The sequence below is a fragment of the Cupriavidus metallidurans CH34 genome (assembly GCF_000196015.1).
Taxonomy (GTDB): Bacteria; Pseudomonadota; Gammaproteobacteria; order Burkholderiales; family Burkholderiaceae; genus Cupriavidus; species Cupriavidus metallidurans.
Genome location: NC_007973.1, coordinates 587812 through 603977 on the forward strand (window position 1 = coordinate 587812; position 16166 = coordinate 603977).

The following is a 16166-nucleotide window of genomic DNA, read 5'->3' on the forward strand; positions in this document are numbered from 1 at the left end:
GACGCGCAAGGGCGCGTCGGCATCACTGGGGACCGTCTACTTTTCCTCGGGAGTCCCCTTGATGCGTCAAAACCTGGCACGCGCGTCCGCGTGCGTACGACCCTTTCCGCGTGTTTCTGGCTGGGCCGGGTTGGCAGCGATGAGTGTGCTGGCGCTGGCAGCCTGTGGCGGCGGTGGCGATGGTGGGTCTGGCACCACCGCCACGCCCTCTACCGCCACTACCACCACCACCACCACCACCACCACACCCCCCGCTGCGCCTGCGCCGTTGCTGGTCACCGGCCTTGACCCGTCGTGCAGCGGCTGCGGCGCAGCCTCCGCCAGCAGCTATGCGGGAGCCGGCACCGGTATCTGGGGTCGCGCTCCGGGTAGCAGTGACATGGACGTCCAGTACGCCATCTCCGGCGTGGCCGGACGGTCAATCTCGCTGATGCTGACCAATCTGTCGAACACGCTGGTCGCCATGCCGGCCTCGGTCTCGTCGAGTGTGGCGGCGGACATGCTATCGCCCCAGGCGTTGAGCGCGGTCTCGGACGCCGAAGCCACACAGCGCGCCATCGGCGAGTACAACCGCGCGGGCTGGGTGGACACCCTGCAGAACGGGCCGGAGCCACGGCTGAGCACAATGGGAGTGTCGGCGCCGCTATCCGCGACGGTCGGTCTGGCTGTGGGGGCGCAGAAGAGCTGGTATCACACTGACAAGACCACGCGTCCGGCCACGTTGCGCACGCAGGTGACGGCCCCGGGCAATGTGCGAGTCAACTTCTGGGTCGAGGACGCCGAGTTCACTGCCGGAAACATCACGCAGGCGATGGTCGACGGTCTGGCCGCCGCGTTCGCGAACAGCGGTGGCATCTACGACAAGCTCGTCAATATCGGCGGCCCGGTCTGGGGACCCAACAGCTACGGCGGCACCATGTTGCCCGACGGCCAGCCGCTGGACATCGTCATTCTCAATTTCAACCGCGACGGCCAGCCGTTCGGTACGGTCGGCTACTTCTGGAGCATGCACAACTTCCTGAAGAGCAGCGCACAGAACAGCAACGAGGCGATCTCGCTCTACCTGGACAGCGAGACCCTGTCTCTCGGCGGCGCGTCCGGTCTGCAATCGGTCAAGACGGTCATGGCGCACGAAGGCACGCACATGCAGAACTTCTATCGCCGCCAGGTCAGCATGGGGGCTGCGTACGCCTACGATACCTGGCTCGAGGAAATGACGGCGATGCAGATGGAGGACTTCCAGAGTCACGATATCGATCCGACGTACAACCCCATCCGCGATCTGCGCCTGCCGGACTTCTATCGCTATGGCGCCTATAACTGCAACGTGCTGCAGTTCACGGGATTTGGCGCGTCGTGCGAAAGCTATTCGGTGTCCGGCAGCCTTGGAGGCTTCCTCAATCGCCAGCTAGGCCTGGCGTTCTACAAGGATCTGCTGACGCGCGCCACGACGGGTTCTAAGACCGTGCTCGATCAGGCGATTCGCGCGGCACAACCGGGCTGGACGTTTGAACAGGCCCTGCTGAACTGGAAGGTGACCACGACCGCTGCGCTGCCGGCTGCGTCGGCGCCCGCCGGCTTTGGCTACCCGGGCCGGACGGATGGCGTGTATGTGCTGCCACAGATCGATCCGTCGCTGCCGGCGTATGCGGCGCTGCGAAAACTGCCGGCCATCGCCCCGATCTTCCTGCAGGGCTATGGCACTTACGCGGCTGCGCGTAGCGACAGCAACGGCGTGTACAGCGACAAGGTGCGCGTGCCGGCGGGTGCGGCGCTGTCGGTCGTGGTGTATTGATTCGGGAGTCAGGCGCGTCAGGCGCGTGGATGGGATTTCCCCGCCACGCGCCTACGGCAGCATTCCCGGGAACGCTTCCTCGAATGACTGCACCAGTCCGGTCATCTCGCCATCGTAGCCGGGCAGCGCATTGACGCGCTCCCGGAAACTCCCGCTCTTCATCGCGTTCACCGCTCCCGTCAGCGCCGGGTTCTGCAGCGCCTTCGTCTCGATGGCGAAGAAGTAGCGCTCCTTGAGCACCGGCACGAACTCCAGCCCGAAGCGGCGCGCGGCCGTCTCCACGCCGAAACCCACATCGGCCATGCCGCTGCCGATATATGCGGCCACCGCGGCGTGGGTGAACTCGCCGTTGTTGAAGCCTTCGATGCGGCTGCTGTCGATGCCGCGCCTTGCGAGCATCAGGTCCAGCAGCAACCGGGTGCCAGAGCCCATCTGGCGATTGACGAAGCGCACGTCGGGGCGCACCAGGTCTTCCAGCGTCAACACATTGAGCGGGTTGCCCGGCCGCACGAACAACCCCTGCGCGCGCGTGGCCAGGTGAATCAGGCAGTGGGTTTGCGGATGCAGCAGGCGCGTGAATCGCCGCAGTGTCTCTTCCTCGAACTCGCCGATCGGCACGTGGAAGCCGGCGATGTCACAGGCGCCTTCGGCCAGCGCGGCGGCGGCTTCCAGGCTGCCGCAGTACTTCAGGTCGTGCCGCACCTTCTGTTCATCGAGAAAATCGCGTAGCGCGGCCACCGCGAATCCGTGGCTGGCATGGATGCGCACGGCCGGGTCGGACTCGGCCATCAGCTTCTTGAGTTCGATCTCGAGTTCCGAGGCCAGGCTTTCCAGTGTGGGCGACAGCCGCGCGGCAATGCGCTTGCTGGCCCAGACGAGTTGCTGCGCCAGCGGCGTCAGCACCGATCCGCGCCCGCGTGTCTTGGCGATCAGCGCGCCGCCGAACAGGGTCTCCGCATCGCGCAGGATTCCCCAGGCGTAGCGATATGACAACGACACCGCTTCCGCCGACTGGGCGATATTGCCGGTGGCTTCGATATGGCCGAGCAACGCCACGAGTCGCGATACGTCGAGCGCTGGCGCCGGTGTCCGGGCCGTGTCGTCGCGAATCTGCAGGTGGGGGTGGATCGAAATGCGGAGCATATGCGGAAAATAGCATATTGAACGGGGCAAACCACGGTCCTATAGTCGCACAAAGCGGCAAAAAAGCCAGCCTCGGTACCACCAAATATGTAGAAAAAAGCCGATATCGGTGGGTGCCGCAAAACGGTACGGAGACACAGTTCATGCCAGATACCATCCCCACCGGCGGTGACGCCGCGGGCGTTGCCGACGCCGTCGCACGCATCGTGGCCGCCCGGCGCGATATGCCAGGCGCGCTGCTGCCGATCCTGCACGACATCCAGGACAGCCAGGGTTTCATTCCGGCCGATGCGGTATCGGTCGTCGCACGCGCGCTCAATCTGTCGCGCGCCGAGGTCCATGGCGTGATCACGTTCTATCACCACTTCCGCGAGCGGCCGGCTGGCCGTACCGTGGTGCAGGTCTGTCGCGCAGAGGCTTGCCAGTCCGTCGGCGCCGACGCGCTTGCCGCCCATGCGCGCAAGGCACTCGGGTGCGACTTCCACGAGACCACCGCGGATGGCCAGTTCACGCTCGAGCCGGTCTACTGCCTCGGCCAGTGCGCCTGCGGCCCGGCAATGACGATCGGCGATCGTTTGCATGGGCGCGTCGACATGCAGCGATTCGACAAGCTGATCGACGCAGTCCGCGAGCGCGAGGAGGCCCAGGCATGAGCACGACGATCTTTGTACCCCGCGACTCCACCGCATTGGCGCTGGGCGCCGATGAAGTGGCGCAGGCCATCGCGCGCGAGGCGGAAAAGCGCGGCGCGGATGTGCGCATCGTGCGCAACGGCTCGCGTGGGATGTTCTGGCTGGAACCGCTCGTCGAGGTGCAGACCGATGCGGGCCGGGTGGCGTATGGCCCGGTCACCGAGGACGATGTGTCCGCGCTGTTCGACGCGGGATTCCTGCACGGCGGCAGCCATGCGCTAAGCCACGGCGCGACTGCCGAGATTCCGTTCCTGAAGAAGCAGGAGCGGCTGACGTTCATGCGCGTTGGCATTACCGACCCCTTGTCGCTTGACGACTACATCGCGCACGAGGGCTTCGTCGGGCTGACCCGCGCGCTGTCGATGGCGCCCGCGGAGATCGTGCAGGAGGTCGTCGATTCGGGCCTGCGCGGCCGTGGCGGCGCGGCGTTCCCTACCGGCATCAAATGGAAGACCGTGCTCGGCGCCCGGTCCGACGTCAAGTACGTGGTGTGCAATGCCGACGAGGGCGACTCGGGCACATTCTCCGACCGCATGGTGATGGAGGACGACCCGTTCATGCTGATCGAGGGCATGGTGATCGCGGGTCTGGCCGTCGGGGCGGAGCAGGGCTACATCTACACGCGATCCGAGTATCCGCACGCGATTGCCGCGACCGAGGCAGCGATCGAGATCGCCACGCGTGCCGGCTGGCTTGGCGACGACATTCGCGGCAGCGGCCGCTGCTTCCAGCTGGAAGTGCGCAAGGGCGCCGGCGCCTACGTCTGCGGCGAGGAAACCGCGCTGCTCGAAAGCCTGGAAGGCAAGCGCGGCGTGGTGCGCGCCAAGCCTCCACTGCCTGCGCTGGAGGGGCTGTTCGGCAAGCCTACTGTTATCAACAATGTGATCTCCCTGGCCACCGTGCCAGTGATTCTCGCGCGCGGCGCGAAGTTCTATCAGGACTTCGGCATGGGCCGGTCGCGCGGCACGCTGCCGTTCCAGTTGGCCGGCAACATCCGCCAGGGTGGTCTGGTCGAAAAGGCGTTCGGCGTGACGCTGCGCGAGCTGATGCTCGACTATGGCGGCGGCACGCGCAGCGGACGTGCAATCCGCGCGGTGCAGGTGGGCGGGCCGCTCGGCGCGTACCTGCCCGAGTCACGATTCGACACACCGATCGACTACGAGGCGTACGCGGCGTTCGGCGCGGTAGTGGGGCACGGCGGTATCGTGGTGTTCGACGAGACCGTGGACATGGCGAAGATGGCGCGCTACGCAATGGAGTTCTGCGCGATCGAGTCGTGCGGCAAGTGCACACCATGCCGGATCGGGTCCACGCGCGGCGTCGAGGTGATGGACCGCATCATCGCCGGCGACCAGCCCGTGAAGCACGTGGCGCTGGTGCGCGATCTTTGCGACACGATGGTCAACGGCTCGCTTTGCGCGATGGGCAGCATGACGCCGTACCCGGTGCTGTCTGCACTGGACGAGTTTCCGGAAGACTTCGGCCTGTCGGGCAAGGCTGCGAAGGCAGCCTGAACGCGGCCTGAGCGCGGCAATCAAAAAAAGCACGACGCGCTCCTCAGGAGCGCGCGACCTCACAGCAGTGAAAGACGGGAGACATCCCTTGAACGCTCGAGACGATTTCGACTACGGTACCCCGGCCAGCGACGCCGAAACGCAGGTTACGCTGGAAATCGACGGGGTATCCGTCACCGTGCCAGCCGGCACCTCCGTGATGCGCGCCGCCGCCGAGGCGGGCGTGGGCGTGCCGAAGCTCTGCGCCACCGATTCGCTGAAGGCATTCGGATCGTGCCGCCTGTGCCTGGTGGAGATCGAAGGCCGGCGCGGCTACCCGGCTTCTTGCACCACGCCCGTTGAAGCGGGTATGAAGGTGCGCACGCAAAGCGAAAAGCTCGGCGATCTGCGCCGTGGCGTGATGGAGCTCTATATCTCCGATCACCCGCTCGATTGCCTGACCTGCCCGACCAACGGCAACTGCGAGTTGCAGGACATGGCCGGCGTGGTGGGCCTGCGCGAAGTGCGATACAACGATGGCGCCGGCACTGCCCCGCCGATCGCCACGCACACGCATCTGGCCAAGGATGAATCGAATCCGTACTTCACGTATGACCCATCCAAGTGCATCGTCTGCAATCGCTGCGTGCGTGCCTGCGAGGAGACGCAAGGCACGTTCGCGCTGACGATCAGCGGCCGGGGCTTTGATTCGCGTGTGGCGGCCGGCACCAGCCAGCCGTTCATGGAATCGGACTGCGTGTCGTGTGGCGCCTGCGTCCAGGCGTGTCCCACCGCCACGCTGACGGAAACGTCGGTGATCCAGCTGGGCCAGGCGTCCCACAGCAAGATCACCACGTGCGCGTACTGCGGCGTGGGATGCTCGTTCAAGGCCGAGATGAAGGGCAACGAGGTCGTGCGGATGGTGCCGTACAAGGACGGCGCCGCCAACGAGGGTCATGCCTGCGTGAAGGGCCGCTTCGCGTGGGGCTATGCCACGCACAAGGACCGCATCCTGAAGCCGATGATTCGCGCCAGGATCACCGACCCGTGGAGGGAAGTGTCGTGGGAGGAGGCGATCGGATACGCGGCGTCGCAGTTCCGACGCATCCAGGCCGAGCACGGCAAGGATTCGATTGGCGGTATCGTTTCGTCGCGCTGCACCAACGAGGAAGGCTATCTGGTGCAGAAGCTCGTGCGAGCCGCATTCGGCAACAACAACGTCGACACCTGCGCGCGTGTCTGCCATTCCCCCACCGGCTACGGCCTGAAGACGACCATCGGTGAATCCGCCGGCACGCAGACGTTCCGCTCGGTGGCCAAGGCCGACGTGATCATGGTCATCGGCGCCAATCCGACCGACGGGCACCCGGTGTTCGCCTCGCGCATGAAGCGACGCCTGCGCGCCGGGGCCCGGCTGATCGTGGTCGATCCGCGCCGCATCGATCTGGTGGAATCGCCGCATATCCGCGCCGACTATCACCTGCAATTGCGTCCGGGCACCAATGTGGCGGTGGTGACGTCGATCGCGCACGTGATCGTCACGGAGGGGCTGCTGGCCGAGCAATTCATCGCCGAGCGTTGCGAGGACCGCGCGTTCCAGCAATGGCGAGATTTCGTCGCGCTGCCCGAGAACTCGCCCGAGGCACTCGAAGCGGAGACCGGTGTGCCGGCCGAACAACTGCGTGGCGCAGCCCGCCTCTACGCCACCGGCGGCAACGCTGCGATCTACTACGGTCTGGGCGTGACCGAACATGCGCAGGGTTCGACCACGGTAATGGCCATCGCCAATCTGGCCATGGCCACCGGCAATATCGGTCGCGAAGGCGTGGGCGTCAATCCGCTGCGCGGCCAGAACAACGTGCAGGGGTCGTGCGATATCGGCTCGTTCCCGCATGAGCTTCCGGGCTACCGTCATGTGTCGGACTCGACGGTGCGTGGCAGCTTCGAGGCCGCGTGGAATGTCGAGATCAACCCCGAGCCCGGTCTGCGTATTCCGAACATGTTCGAAGCGGCGATTACCGGATCGTTCCGGGGTCTGTACTGTCAGGGCGAGGACATTGTCCAGTCCGACCCAAATACGCAGCACGTGGCCGAAGCGCTGTCGTCGATGGAGTGCATCGTCGTGCAGGATATCTTCCTGAACGAAACCGCCAAGTACGCACACGTGTTCCTGCCGGGTTCGTCGTTCCTGGAGAAGGACGGCACGTTCACCAACGCGGAGCGCCGGATCTCGCGCGTGCGCAAGGTGATGCCGCCGAAGGCCGGATACTCGGACTGGGAGGCAACGATCCTGCTGTCGAACGCGCTCGGTTATCCGATGCACTACAACCATCCGTCCGAGATCATGGACGAGATTGCGCGCCTCACACCCACGTTTGCGGGTGTCAGCTACAAGAAGCTTGAGGAACTTGGCAGCATCCAGTGGCCGTGTAATGCCGAGGCCCCGGAGGGCACGCCGACCATGCACGTGGACACTTTCGTGCGCGGCAAGGGCAAGTTCATCATCACGAAGTACGTGCCGACCAGCGAAAAGGTCAACCGAAAGTACCCGCTGATCCTGACCACGGGGCGCATCCTGTCCCAATACAACGTTGGCGCGCAGACACGGCGCACGCACAACGTGCATTGGCACGATGAGGACCGCCTCGAGATCCATCCGCACGATGCGGAGGAACGCGGGATCAAGGACGGCGACTGGGTCGGGATTCAGAGCCGTGCCGGTGAAACGGTGCTGCGAGCGATCGTCAGCGAGCGGATGCAGCCCGGCGTGGTCTATACGACGTTCCACTTCCCCGAGTCCGGCGCCAACGTGATCACGACCGACAACTCGGACTGGGCCACTAATTGCCCGGAGTACAAGGTGACGGCCGTGCAGGTGATGCCGGTGGCGCAGCCCTCCACGTGGCAGCGCAACTACCATGCCTTCAACGAGGAACAGCTGGCACATCTGCGCGCGGCCGGCGAACCCACACCGACGCGATGAGCCAGGGAGCACGGCGATGAAGCGAGACATGCCTGACGAGAACGGCCTGGGTGAAGCTGGAGTATTGCCAGTGCAGCACACGCGTGCGGTCACGCGCTGGCGGCAGGGTGCCGCCTCCGCCGAGATCGATCATCTGGCCGAGGAAATGCCGGTGGCGTTCGAGTACAACGGCATCTCCCACGCGGTGATGCTGGCCACGCCGGCGGACCTGGAGGATTTTGCGATCGGCTTCAGCCTGACCGAGGGCGTGGTCGACAGCGCGCGCGACATCTACGGTATCGAGGTGGAAGCCGCCGAGAATGGCGTGACGGTGAAGCTGGAGATCGCCAGCGCTGCGTTCGTCACGCTCAAGAGCCGGCGCAGGGCGTTGGCGGGACGTACCGGTTGCGGTCTCTGCGGCACGGAATCGCTCGAGGAGGTCATGCGCGCGCCGCGGAAGGTGCATAGCACTGCGGTGTTCGATCCCGTGGTGTTCGATGATGCCTTCGCCGCGCTGCACAAGCGGCAGGCGCTGCTGCGCGATACCGGTGCCACGCACGCGGCAGCGTGGTTGCGCGCGGATGGCGACGTATCGCTGGTGCGCGAGGACGTGGGCCGCCACAACGCACTCGACAAACTGGCCGGCGCGCTGGCGCGGGGCGGCGAGGACGTGAGTCATGGCGCAGTGATCGTCACCAGCCGCGCCAGCTACGAGATGGTGCTCAAGACGGCCTCGATTGGCGCGGGTATCCTGGCGGCGGTGTCCGGATCAACGGGGCTGGCTGCGCGTCTGGCCGAATCGGCGGGCGTCACGCTGGCCGGTTTCGTGCGCGGCGGCACCCTGGTCGCCTACTCTCACCCCCAACGACTCAAGCTTGCGTAGGGTCCTTCATGCATATCGACAATCTGGTCAAGATGGCCAATCAGATCGGCACGTTCTTCGAAGCGATGCCAGATCGAGATGAAGCGCTGGGGGATATCGCCAGCCATCTGAAGCGGTTCTGGGAGCCACGGATGCGGCGCGCGCTGCTGGCCCATATCGACACGACAGGCGGGGAAGGGCTCGATCCGATCGTGCAGGCTGCCGTGGCGCGTCATCGCGACAAGGTGGCGGTGGCGCAGGTGGCCGCGTGACGCGCGAGCCTACTTGAGCCGCAGCGGTTCGAGCAGTGCGGCATCGTACTGGGCGCGCGTGATGCGGCCCAGTTCCAGCATCCGCAGCAGGATGTAGGCCTGGCGCTGGCGAGCGCGGCGCGGATTGACCACCGGGTTGTTGGCGGATGGCGCCTTGGGCAGCCCGGCCAGCATCGCGCATTCGGCCAGCGTGAGCCGGTCGACCGGTTTGCCGAAATAGGTTTCGGCAGCCTCGCCGAAGCCATACGCGCCCTGTCCTAGGTAGATCTTGTTCAGGTAGATCTCCAGGATTTCATCCTTGCTCAGTGCGTTCTCGATCCGGTACGCCAGCAGGATTTCGTAGAGCTTGCGCGTGTAGGTCTTCTGGCGCGACAGATAGAAGTTACGCGCCACCTGCATCGTGATCGTCGACGCGCCTTGCGAGAGATCGTCGGAGAGATTGGCAATGCCGGCGCGCATTGCGCCCACATAGTCCACGCCGTCATGCAGGTAGAAGCGGTCGTCTTCGATGGCGACCACGGCCTCGGGCAAGTTGTGCGGGAAATCCGCGATCTTCACGTAGCCGGGCGAATCGCGAAATGCCGTCAGCGCGTCGAGGGACGGCAACTGCCGATTCGCCATCACGATGGCGAAGGCTAGCAGCAGGGCGCTCCCGATGATGGCGAGCAGAACGAATTTGACGAGGGCGGACCAGAGACGTTGCATGGCGCGTATTGTGCCATTGGCGGCTATCGCGTCTGGGAAATCTCTGATGCTCTCCTGTCACCGGTCCGTGCGAAGCGTGCGTCAATGGCCTACGCCGCCGGCATATCCACCCCGAGATCCCCCGCCAACGCTGCCAGATGGCTCCAGATCTTCGGATTGATCTCCAGATGCGTTGCCGCCGCGGCGCGATGCATGGCTTCGTACTCGCCCGGATACTGCACCTGGTCGAAGCCTGGCGCAGGCGGCGTGTCGTGGAGGTAGCGCACGAAGGCCTCTACCTCCTCCCGTTCCCAGTTGATGCCGAGATCGAGTTCGGGATTCAGCAGCACCGCGAACAGGTTGTTCGTGGCCACGCCGCCGCGCGGGTTGTCCGGCTGGATCGTGCCACCGCCGGACAACACCCCGGCCAGCAGTTCCGCCACCACGCCGAGACCGTAGCCCTTGTGGGCGCCAAACGGCAGCAGCGATCCCGGTTGATCGTCGAACATGACCCCCGCATCGGTAGTCGGGTTGCCTTCGGCGTCGATGATGCTGTTCTCCGGCGCGGGCTCGCCTTTCTCCGCCAGCACGCGTGCCTTGTTGATGGCGATGGCGCTGGTGGCGATATCGACGACGAGCGGCGGTCGCCCGTTCGGCATCGGCCCGGCAAAGCAAAGCGGATTGGTGGTGAGCCGTGGCACGCGGCCGCCGAAGGGCGCGACCACGGGCGGCCGGTTGATCACGTTGGTGAAGCTCAACAGCACGAAGCCTGCGCTGGCCACCATCTCGCCATAGTGGCCCATGCGGCCAAGGTGGTGCGATTTGCGCAGTGTCACGATGCAATGGCCGTGCTGACGCACGCGTTCGATGGCACGCGTCATCACGGTCTTGCCGACGTGCTGGCCAAAGCCGCCGTTACCGTCGAACACCATCAGCATGTCGCGGTCGAGCACGCACGCAGCGCGTCCGGTGGGATTCACGTTGCCACTCTCGATGGCACGGCGGTAGTTCGGCAGGATCGACAGGCCGTGGCTGACGTAGCCGCTGCGATCGGCTTCCACCAGGTGCTCGGCCACGTCATCGGCGATATCGGCGGGCACACCCTGCGCCGCCAGGATGCTGCGCGCGAACTGCCGCGCGCTGTCTAGGGTAATTTTCATCATCGTTGGGGGCGAAGGTTTGGGGGCGCTTGTGTCAGCGGCGAGGTTGCATGTTTGCCGGTCAGATCCAGCCAAGCCAGCGCCAGTACGTCGACGCGAACAGCAGCATCAGCAGATACCCGATGATCGTGGTCGGGATGCCGATGCGCGCGAACTGTCGCCCGTTGAAGGTATCGGTGCCGAGGCAGACCATGTTCTGCGGTGCGTTGATGGGCAGGATGAAGCCGAAGCTGACCGTGAAGCCGAGCAGCATCGTCATGCCGACCTTGTTCATGTCACCGGGTATGGTTTGCAGTACCGAGATCAGGATCGGCAGCATCGCGGAGGTCAGTGCCGTGGCGCTGGCAAAGCCGAGGTGGATCAGGATCAGGAATGCCGCCAGCACGGCAAAGACCAGCAGCGTGCCGTGATTGGCCAGGCCGGAATGCGTGACGACGAATTTCCCGAGCCATTGGCCGGCCTGCGTGGTCAGCAGCGCGGTGCCCAGGCTGATACCAACGCCGAACACGATCAGCGTGCCCCATGGCGTGCGTTGCTGCATCGTCTTCCAGTCCATCACGCCGATGCGCGGCAGCATCAGGATCACCAGGCCCACGAACGTGATCGACGCCGTATCGAACTTGTGCAGCTTGCCCTCGGTGGCCCAGAACAGCAGCAGGCCGATGGCGACGGCAGCCAGGCGCTTCTGCGGGCCCGTCATCGGACCCAGCGCGGCCAGCTCACGCTGCACGGCTTCCTTGCCGCCCGCAATTGCGTCGGTTTCAGGCGGAAGCAGCCAGCGCACGAGGAAGTACAGCACGATCGACATCACGATGGCCCAGGGAGCGCCGGCAATCAGCCATTGCAGCCAGGTCACGCGTTCGCCGAGCAGCTTGTCCATGAAGCCCGCGGTCAGCAGGTTCTGTGCGGCGGCGGTCTGGATACCGACGTTCCAGACGCTGGTGGCTTGCGCGACCATGATCATGATGCCGGCTGCGATGTTCGACTTCTTGTCGACGCCGAATGCGGCGATCACGCCCATCATGATCGGCACGGTACATGCGCTGCGCGCGGTGGCGCTCGGCACCACCAGGCTGAGCAGGATCGTGACGGCGATCGTGCCGATCAGGATGCGTCGGGTACTGGTGCCGATGGCCGACAAGGTGACCAGCGCGATGCGCCGGTCCAGTCCGGTCACGGTCATGGCCGCCGAGATGAACAGCGCGGCGGCGACGAGGGCCAGCGCGGTGTTCGAGAAGCCCGCCAGGGCCATGCCAAGCGCGCGCGATGTGCCATATAGCGTGTTGGGGTCATTGACCATCGGCGCGAAGCCGATCAGGCCGGCCATCAGCGACGTGATCATGATGGCGCTGGTCTCGTAGGTCACCGCTTCGGTAATCCACACCACGACCGCGAATGCCAGGATGGCCAGCATGCGCTGACCGGCCACAGGCAGGTCAGCCGGCATCGGTATCAGGAGCACCGCGATCAGCACGACCACGGCCGCATACAGACCCCAGTGGATATTGAGCTTGGGCGCGGCCGCGACGGCCGTCGCGGCGGTGGGGGCGCCGGAGGCGGCAGGAGGTACTTGTGATTCAGGCATCGTGGAATCCCTATGTTGGATCAGCCTGCCAGTCGCGTCGTATCGCAGGATCGCCGCGGCCGACATGGGCTCATTATGTGAAGCCAAGGCCGATGTGCCAAGGTGCTGGTGACGGCGCAATTGCTGGATATCAACTCACTGTGATGTCAGGCTTCGATGCCAGCAATGGGGCCTTGTGCGGATCGAGTGAGTGTGATTGCGCGTGGATGGGTGTATGAGCGGCACGGAAGCATGAAGCCGTACGTGGCACCTGTCCTTCGATGCGGCGATCTGAAATAATTGAAGCCGATGCTGAACGTTTTTGGAAGGCGTGCTTGACCGCACGCTTATGCGAAATGACCAATAATATGAATCACGACACACGCCCCTCGCTGGGGCTGGAGACGATCCCCAACGCGCGTGACCTTGGCGGACTGGCCGGTTTATCCGGCCGTCGCGTCAGGTCGGGCAAGCTCTATCGCAGCGCGAATCCCGCGCTGGCCTCGGCCGCCGATCTCGATCGCCTGCATTCGCTCGATCTGGATATCGTTGTCGATTTCCGGTCTCCCGGCGAGAAGTCGCCTGCCGAGGCCGCTTTCGGCGAGCGCTTTCACTGGCTCGCGGTGCCGGTGCTGGAGGGCAGCATGGCGATGGATGTGCTGGTGCCGCGCCTGCGTGCAAGCACGCCCACACAGATGCGAGACTTCATGCTCGATGTGTACCGCGATTTTCCGGTGCGCTACCGCGAGGCGTTCGGCGCGTTCCTGCGTCATGCCGAGGCCGGCCGCACGCTGTTCTATCACTGCACCGCAGGCAAGGACCGCACAGGCTTTGCGTCGTTGCTGTTGCTATCGGCGCTTGGCGTGTCGCAGGACGAAATCGTTGCCAATTACCTCGAATCCAATCACTGGAATCGCCGCCTCAACGAAGATGTGCTGGCGCGCGTGGCCCCGATCGGGGTCGACGCGGACGTCATCATGCCGTTGCTCGAAGTGCGGCCCGAATACCTGGAAGCATCGATGGATGCGATTGCGCGGGCCTACGGCAGTGTGGAGCAATTTCTTGCCGATGACCTGCGCATCGATGTGGGGCAACTACGCGGGCACTACCTCGAAGATTAGCCGCCGTTTAGCAGGATCTTCGCGGTCGAGAGGGCGATCATGCCTTCCTCGTCCGTCTGCAGCGCCAGCACCGGCACGCGGCTTGTGTCGCTGCTGATGCGCTGGCAGTTGTCGCCATTGGCCGCGGCATCCAGCGAGATGCCGAAGAGATCGGTGAGGTGCGCGCAGACGCGTGCGCGCACGTCCGGCGAGTTGGCGCCGATACCAGCCGTGAAGACCAGTCCATCCAGGCCACCCAGCGTGACCGCGAGCTTGCCGATTTCCTGTGCGGCGCGATAGGCGTAGAAGTCCACGGCCAGCTTCGCGCGCGGCGTATCGCTGGCCAGCAGTGCGCGCATGTCGCTGCTGACGCCGGAGATACCCTTCAGGCCAGATTGCCCATAGAGCATCGCCTGGATTGCGTCGGGCGTCATCCCTTGCGCCGCCAGCCACAGCACCGCGCCGGGGTCGATCGTGCCGCAGCGCGTGCCCATCGGCATGCCGTCCAGCGCCGTGAGGCCCATGGTCGATTCCACGCTCTTGCCGCCGCGCATCGCGCACAGGCTCGCGCCATTGCCGAAGTGGGCAACGATCACGCGGCCCTCGGCCAAGTCGGGCGCCACCTGCTTGAGCCGGCGCGCGATATACGCGTAGGACAGCCCATGAAAGCCGAAACGCCGGATGCCCTGCTCGTAGTACTCGTAGGGCAGCGCCATCAACTGGGCCATCGGATCGTGCCCGGCGTGGAACGCGGTGTCGAAGCACGCCACCTGCAACAGGTCGGGCGCGGCGGCCCGCACCGCGCGGATCGCCGTCAGGTTGTGTGGCTGGTGCAGCGGTGCCAGCGGTACCAGCGCATCGAGCCTGGCGATCACGTTGTCGTCGATGCGCACGGCGTCGGCAAAGTCCATGCCGCCATGCACCACGCGATGGCCGATCGCTACCGGCGGCGTGTCGCGCAGGCCTTCCTGCAGCCTGGCCTGGATCAGGCGGAACGCCGCATCGTGATCGGGCACCAGCTCCACGGGAAAGCGCTCGTCGGCGACGACGGTTCCATCGGCCAGGCGCCCCTCGATATGCGGCGCCACGCCGATACCTTCGATCTGACCGTGCGCAAGCTGCGCGGGCAGGACTTCGACGTCCTCGTGAGCAGCCTCCGGCACGGAGAAGATGGAAATCTTGACGCTCGACGAGCCAGCGTTGACGACGAGGATGACGGGATGAGCAGTGGTCACGCGGCGAATCTCCGTAAGTGGCTTCAGACCTTGACGGCTGCCTCGGTGGCAACACGGCGTGCATGGGCGATGAGCACGGCGATCGCGCAACTACCAATGCGCGCGCGCACGCTGTCGGCGCGGCTGGTCAGGATGATCGGCACGCGCGCGCCAAGCACGATGCCAGCCGCTTCCGCACCGGCCAGGAACGTGAGCTGCTTGGCGAGCATGTTGCCGGCTTCGAGGTCCGGCACGAGCAGGATATCGGGGTCGCCGGCCACTTCGGAATGGATGCCCTTGGTTTCGGCCGCGGCCTTGCTGATGGCGTTGTCGAACGCCAGCGGACCATCGAGCAGGCCGCCTTCGATCTGCCCGCGCAGGCTCATCATGCACAGCGCGGCGGCGTCGATCGTCGACGGGATCTTGTCCGTCACTGTTTCCACGGCCGAGAGAATCGCCACCTTGGGGCGCTCGACGCCGAGAATGCGCACGAGGTCGATGGCGTTGCGCACGATGTCGGCCTTCTCGTTCAGCGTGGGGAAGATGTTGACCGCGGCGTCCGTGATGAACAGCGGCTTGTGATAGGTCGGCACGTCCATCGCGAAGACATGCGAAAGGCGCCGTTCCGTGCGCAAACCGCTGGTGCTGCGCGTCACGGCGTGCAGCAACTCATCGGTATGGAGGCTGCCCTTCATCAGCAGTTCGGCGCGGCCCGAGCGCACGGCTTCCACGGCGGCTTCGGCCGAAGCATGGCTGTGAGGCGTGTCGATGATCGGGGTATCGCCGAGGGTCAGGCCGTGCTCCTCCGCCACTTGCCGGATGCGCCACTCGGGACCAACCAGCAGCGGAGTAATCAGGCCAAGTCGTGCAGCTTCCAGTGCGCCATCGAGCGATGACTGGTCGCACGGATGCGCGACGGCGGTGGGGATGGGGGGCAGCCCCTCGCAACGCGCGAGCAGCTGGGCGTACTTGTCGGTGGACGGTGTGGTCGGCATAGGCAGCGTTCCCAGGAACCAAACGGTTTTGGAGGGCAGGCATCCTGGGGGCCACGGATGCTGCATTGCGCAAACGTCTTGCGGCAAAGTATATGCCAATGTTCCAACTGCTACGATGACACGCATATGTCATGGGTGACCGATATGTTCGGAGTGGCGCTTCGGCCAATTGCCATGTCGCCGCGACACTGGTAGATTTTCGGTGTTGCATCGCAGCAAGCGCACCGGCG

13 protein-coding genes are annotated in these 16166 nt (G+C 65.1%); 7 read left to right on the forward strand and 6 right to left on the reverse strand.

Annotated elements, in window-relative coordinates; genetic code table 11:
* Positions 1-61: 61 nt before the first annotated feature.
* Positions 62-1795 carry a M30 family zinc metallopeptidase gene (locus RMET_RS02785; protein WP_011515413.1) on the forward strand — a complete coding sequence of 578 codons (1734 nt, stop codon included), beginning with the start codon at positions 62-64 and terminating at the stop codon, positions 1793-1795.
* 51 nt (positions 1796-1846) lie between these two features.
* On the opposite strand, the gene RMET_RS02790 is transcribed toward RMET_RS02785, so the two are convergent.
* A complete protein-coding gene (locus RMET_RS02790; RefSeq protein WP_029308395.1) occupies positions 1847-2938 on the reverse strand; it encodes a substrate-binding domain-containing protein in 1092 nt (363 codons plus the stop codon).
* Positions 2939-3081: 143 nt separating this feature from the next.
* Here RMET_RS02790 and RMET_RS02795 point away from each other — a divergent pair, with 143 nt between their 5' ends.
* The 5 genes from RMET_RS02795 to RMET_RS02815 all read left to right on the forward strand — a co-directional run bounded on the left by RMET_RS02795 (position 3082) and on the right by RMET_RS02815 (position 9219).
* Positions 3082-3591, forward strand: a complete 510-nt coding sequence (locus tag RMET_RS02795; protein WP_011515415.1) for a formate dehydrogenase subunit gamma — start codon at positions 3082-3084, stop codon at positions 3589-3591.
* Positions 3588-5144 (forward strand): formate dehydrogenase beta subunit, encoded by a 1557-nt coding sequence (locus tag RMET_RS02800; protein ID WP_011515416.1) that lies wholly within the window; start codon positions 3588-3590, stop codon positions 5142-5144. Before RMET_RS02795 ends, RMET_RS02800 begins: the two co-directional genes overlap by 4 nt.
* Before the next feature lie 88 nt (positions 5145-5232).
* Positions 5233-8106: a formate dehydrogenase subunit alpha gene (fdhF, locus tag RMET_RS02805; RefSeq protein ID WP_011515417.1), complete on the forward strand. Its 2874-nt coding sequence runs from the start codon at positions 5233-5235 to the stop codon at positions 8104-8106.
* Positions 8107-8122: 16 nt separating this feature from the next.
* Entirely contained in the window at positions 8123-8968 is an 846-nt protein-coding gene (fdhD, locus tag RMET_RS02810) for a formate dehydrogenase accessory sulfurtransferase FdhD (RefSeq protein ID WP_011515418.1), read from the forward strand.
* Positions 8969-8976: 8 nt separating this feature from the next.
* Positions 8977-9219, forward strand: a complete 243-nt coding sequence (locus RMET_RS02815; RefSeq protein WP_011515419.1) for a formate dehydrogenase subunit delta — start codon at positions 8977-8979, stop codon at positions 9217-9219.
* A gap of 9 nt (positions 9220-9228) precedes the next feature.
* Here RMET_RS02815 and RMET_RS02820 read toward each other — a convergent pair whose 3' ends face one another.
* From RMET_RS02820 to RMET_RS02830, 3 genes are all read right to left on the reverse strand, one after another.
* Positions 9229-9924 carry a transglycosylase domain-containing protein gene (locus RMET_RS02820; protein WP_011515420.1) on the reverse strand — a complete coding sequence of 232 codons (696 nt, stop codon included), beginning with the start codon at positions 9922-9924 and terminating at the stop codon, positions 9229-9231.
* A gap of 89 nt (positions 9925-10013) precedes the next feature.
* Positions 10014-11063 carry an Ldh family oxidoreductase gene (locus RMET_RS02825; protein ID WP_029308394.1) on the reverse strand — a complete coding sequence of 350 codons (1050 nt, stop codon included), beginning with the start codon at positions 11061-11063 and terminating at the stop codon, positions 10014-10016.
* Between the two features lie 61 nt (positions 11064-11124).
* Positions 11125-12648 (reverse strand): DASS family sodium-coupled anion symporter, encoded by a 1524-nt coding sequence (locus RMET_RS02830; protein WP_011515422.1) that lies wholly within the window; start codon positions 12646-12648, stop codon positions 11125-11127.
* Positions 12649-12995: 347 nt separating this feature from the next.
* On the opposite strand from RMET_RS02830, the gene RMET_RS02835 reads away from it, so the two are divergent.
* Positions 12996-13748, forward strand: a complete 753-nt coding sequence (locus RMET_RS02835; protein WP_227874060.1) for a tyrosine-protein phosphatase — start codon at positions 12996-12998, stop codon at positions 13746-13748.
* Here the strand turns inward: RMET_RS02835 and RMET_RS02840 are convergent.
* Both RMET_RS02840 and RMET_RS02845 read right to left on the reverse strand, forming a co-directional pair.
* Positions 13745-14962 (reverse strand): acetate/propionate family kinase, encoded by a 1218-nt coding sequence (locus RMET_RS02840; RefSeq protein WP_011515424.1) that lies wholly within the window; start codon positions 14960-14962, stop codon positions 13745-13747. The two genes, RMET_RS02835 and RMET_RS02840, sit on opposite strands and share 4 nt — an antisense overlap.
* A gap of 23 nt (positions 14963-14985) precedes the next feature.
* Entirely contained in the window at positions 14986-15936 is a 951-nt protein-coding gene (locus RMET_RS02845) for a phosphate acetyltransferase (protein WP_011515425.1), read from the reverse strand.
* Positions 15937-16166 lie beyond the last annotated feature (230 nt).

Excerpts from the sequence above, each read along its gene's own strand:
- RMET_RS02785 (WP_011515413.1), top strand. The coding sequence starts at position 62 with ATGCGTCAAAACCTGGCACGCGCGTCCGCGTGCGTACGACCCTTTCCG.
- RMET_RS02790 (WP_029308395.1), bottom strand. The coding sequence starts at position 2,938 with ATGCTCCGCATTTCGATCCACCCCCACCTGCAGATTCGCGACGACACG.
- RMET_RS02795 (WP_011515415.1), top strand. The coding sequence starts at position 3,082 with ATGCCAGATACCATCCCCACCGGCGGTGACGCCGCGGGCGTTGCCGAC.
- RMET_RS02800 (WP_011515416.1), top strand. The coding sequence starts at position 3,588 with ATGAGCACGACGATCTTTGTACCCCGCGACTCCACCGCATTGGCGCTG.
- fdhD (WP_011515418.1), top strand. The coding sequence starts at position 8,123 with ATGAAGCGAGACATGCCTGACGAGAACGGCCTGGGTGAAGCTGGAGTA.
- RMET_RS02815 (WP_011515419.1), top strand. The coding sequence starts at position 8,977 with ATGCATATCGACAATCTGGTCAAGATGGCCAATCAGATCGGCACGTTC.
- RMET_RS02820 (WP_011515420.1), bottom strand. The coding sequence starts at position 9,924 with ATGCAACGTCTCTGGTCCGCCCTCGTCAAATTCGTTCTGCTCGCCATC.
- RMET_RS02825 (WP_029308394.1), bottom strand. The coding sequence starts at position 11,063 with ATGAAAATTACCCTAGACAGCGCGCGGCAGTTCGCGCGCAGCATCCTG.
- RMET_RS02830 (WP_011515422.1), bottom strand. The coding sequence starts at position 12,648 with ATGCCTGAATCACAAGTACCTCCTGCCGCCTCCGGCGCCCCCACCGCC.
- RMET_RS02835 (WP_227874060.1), top strand. The coding sequence starts at position 12,996 with ATGAATCACGACACACGCCCCTCGCTGGGGCTGGAGACGATCCCCAAC.
- RMET_RS02845 (WP_011515425.1), bottom strand. The coding sequence starts at position 15,936 with ATGCCGACCACACCGTCCACCGACAAGTACGCCCAGCTGCTCGCGCGT.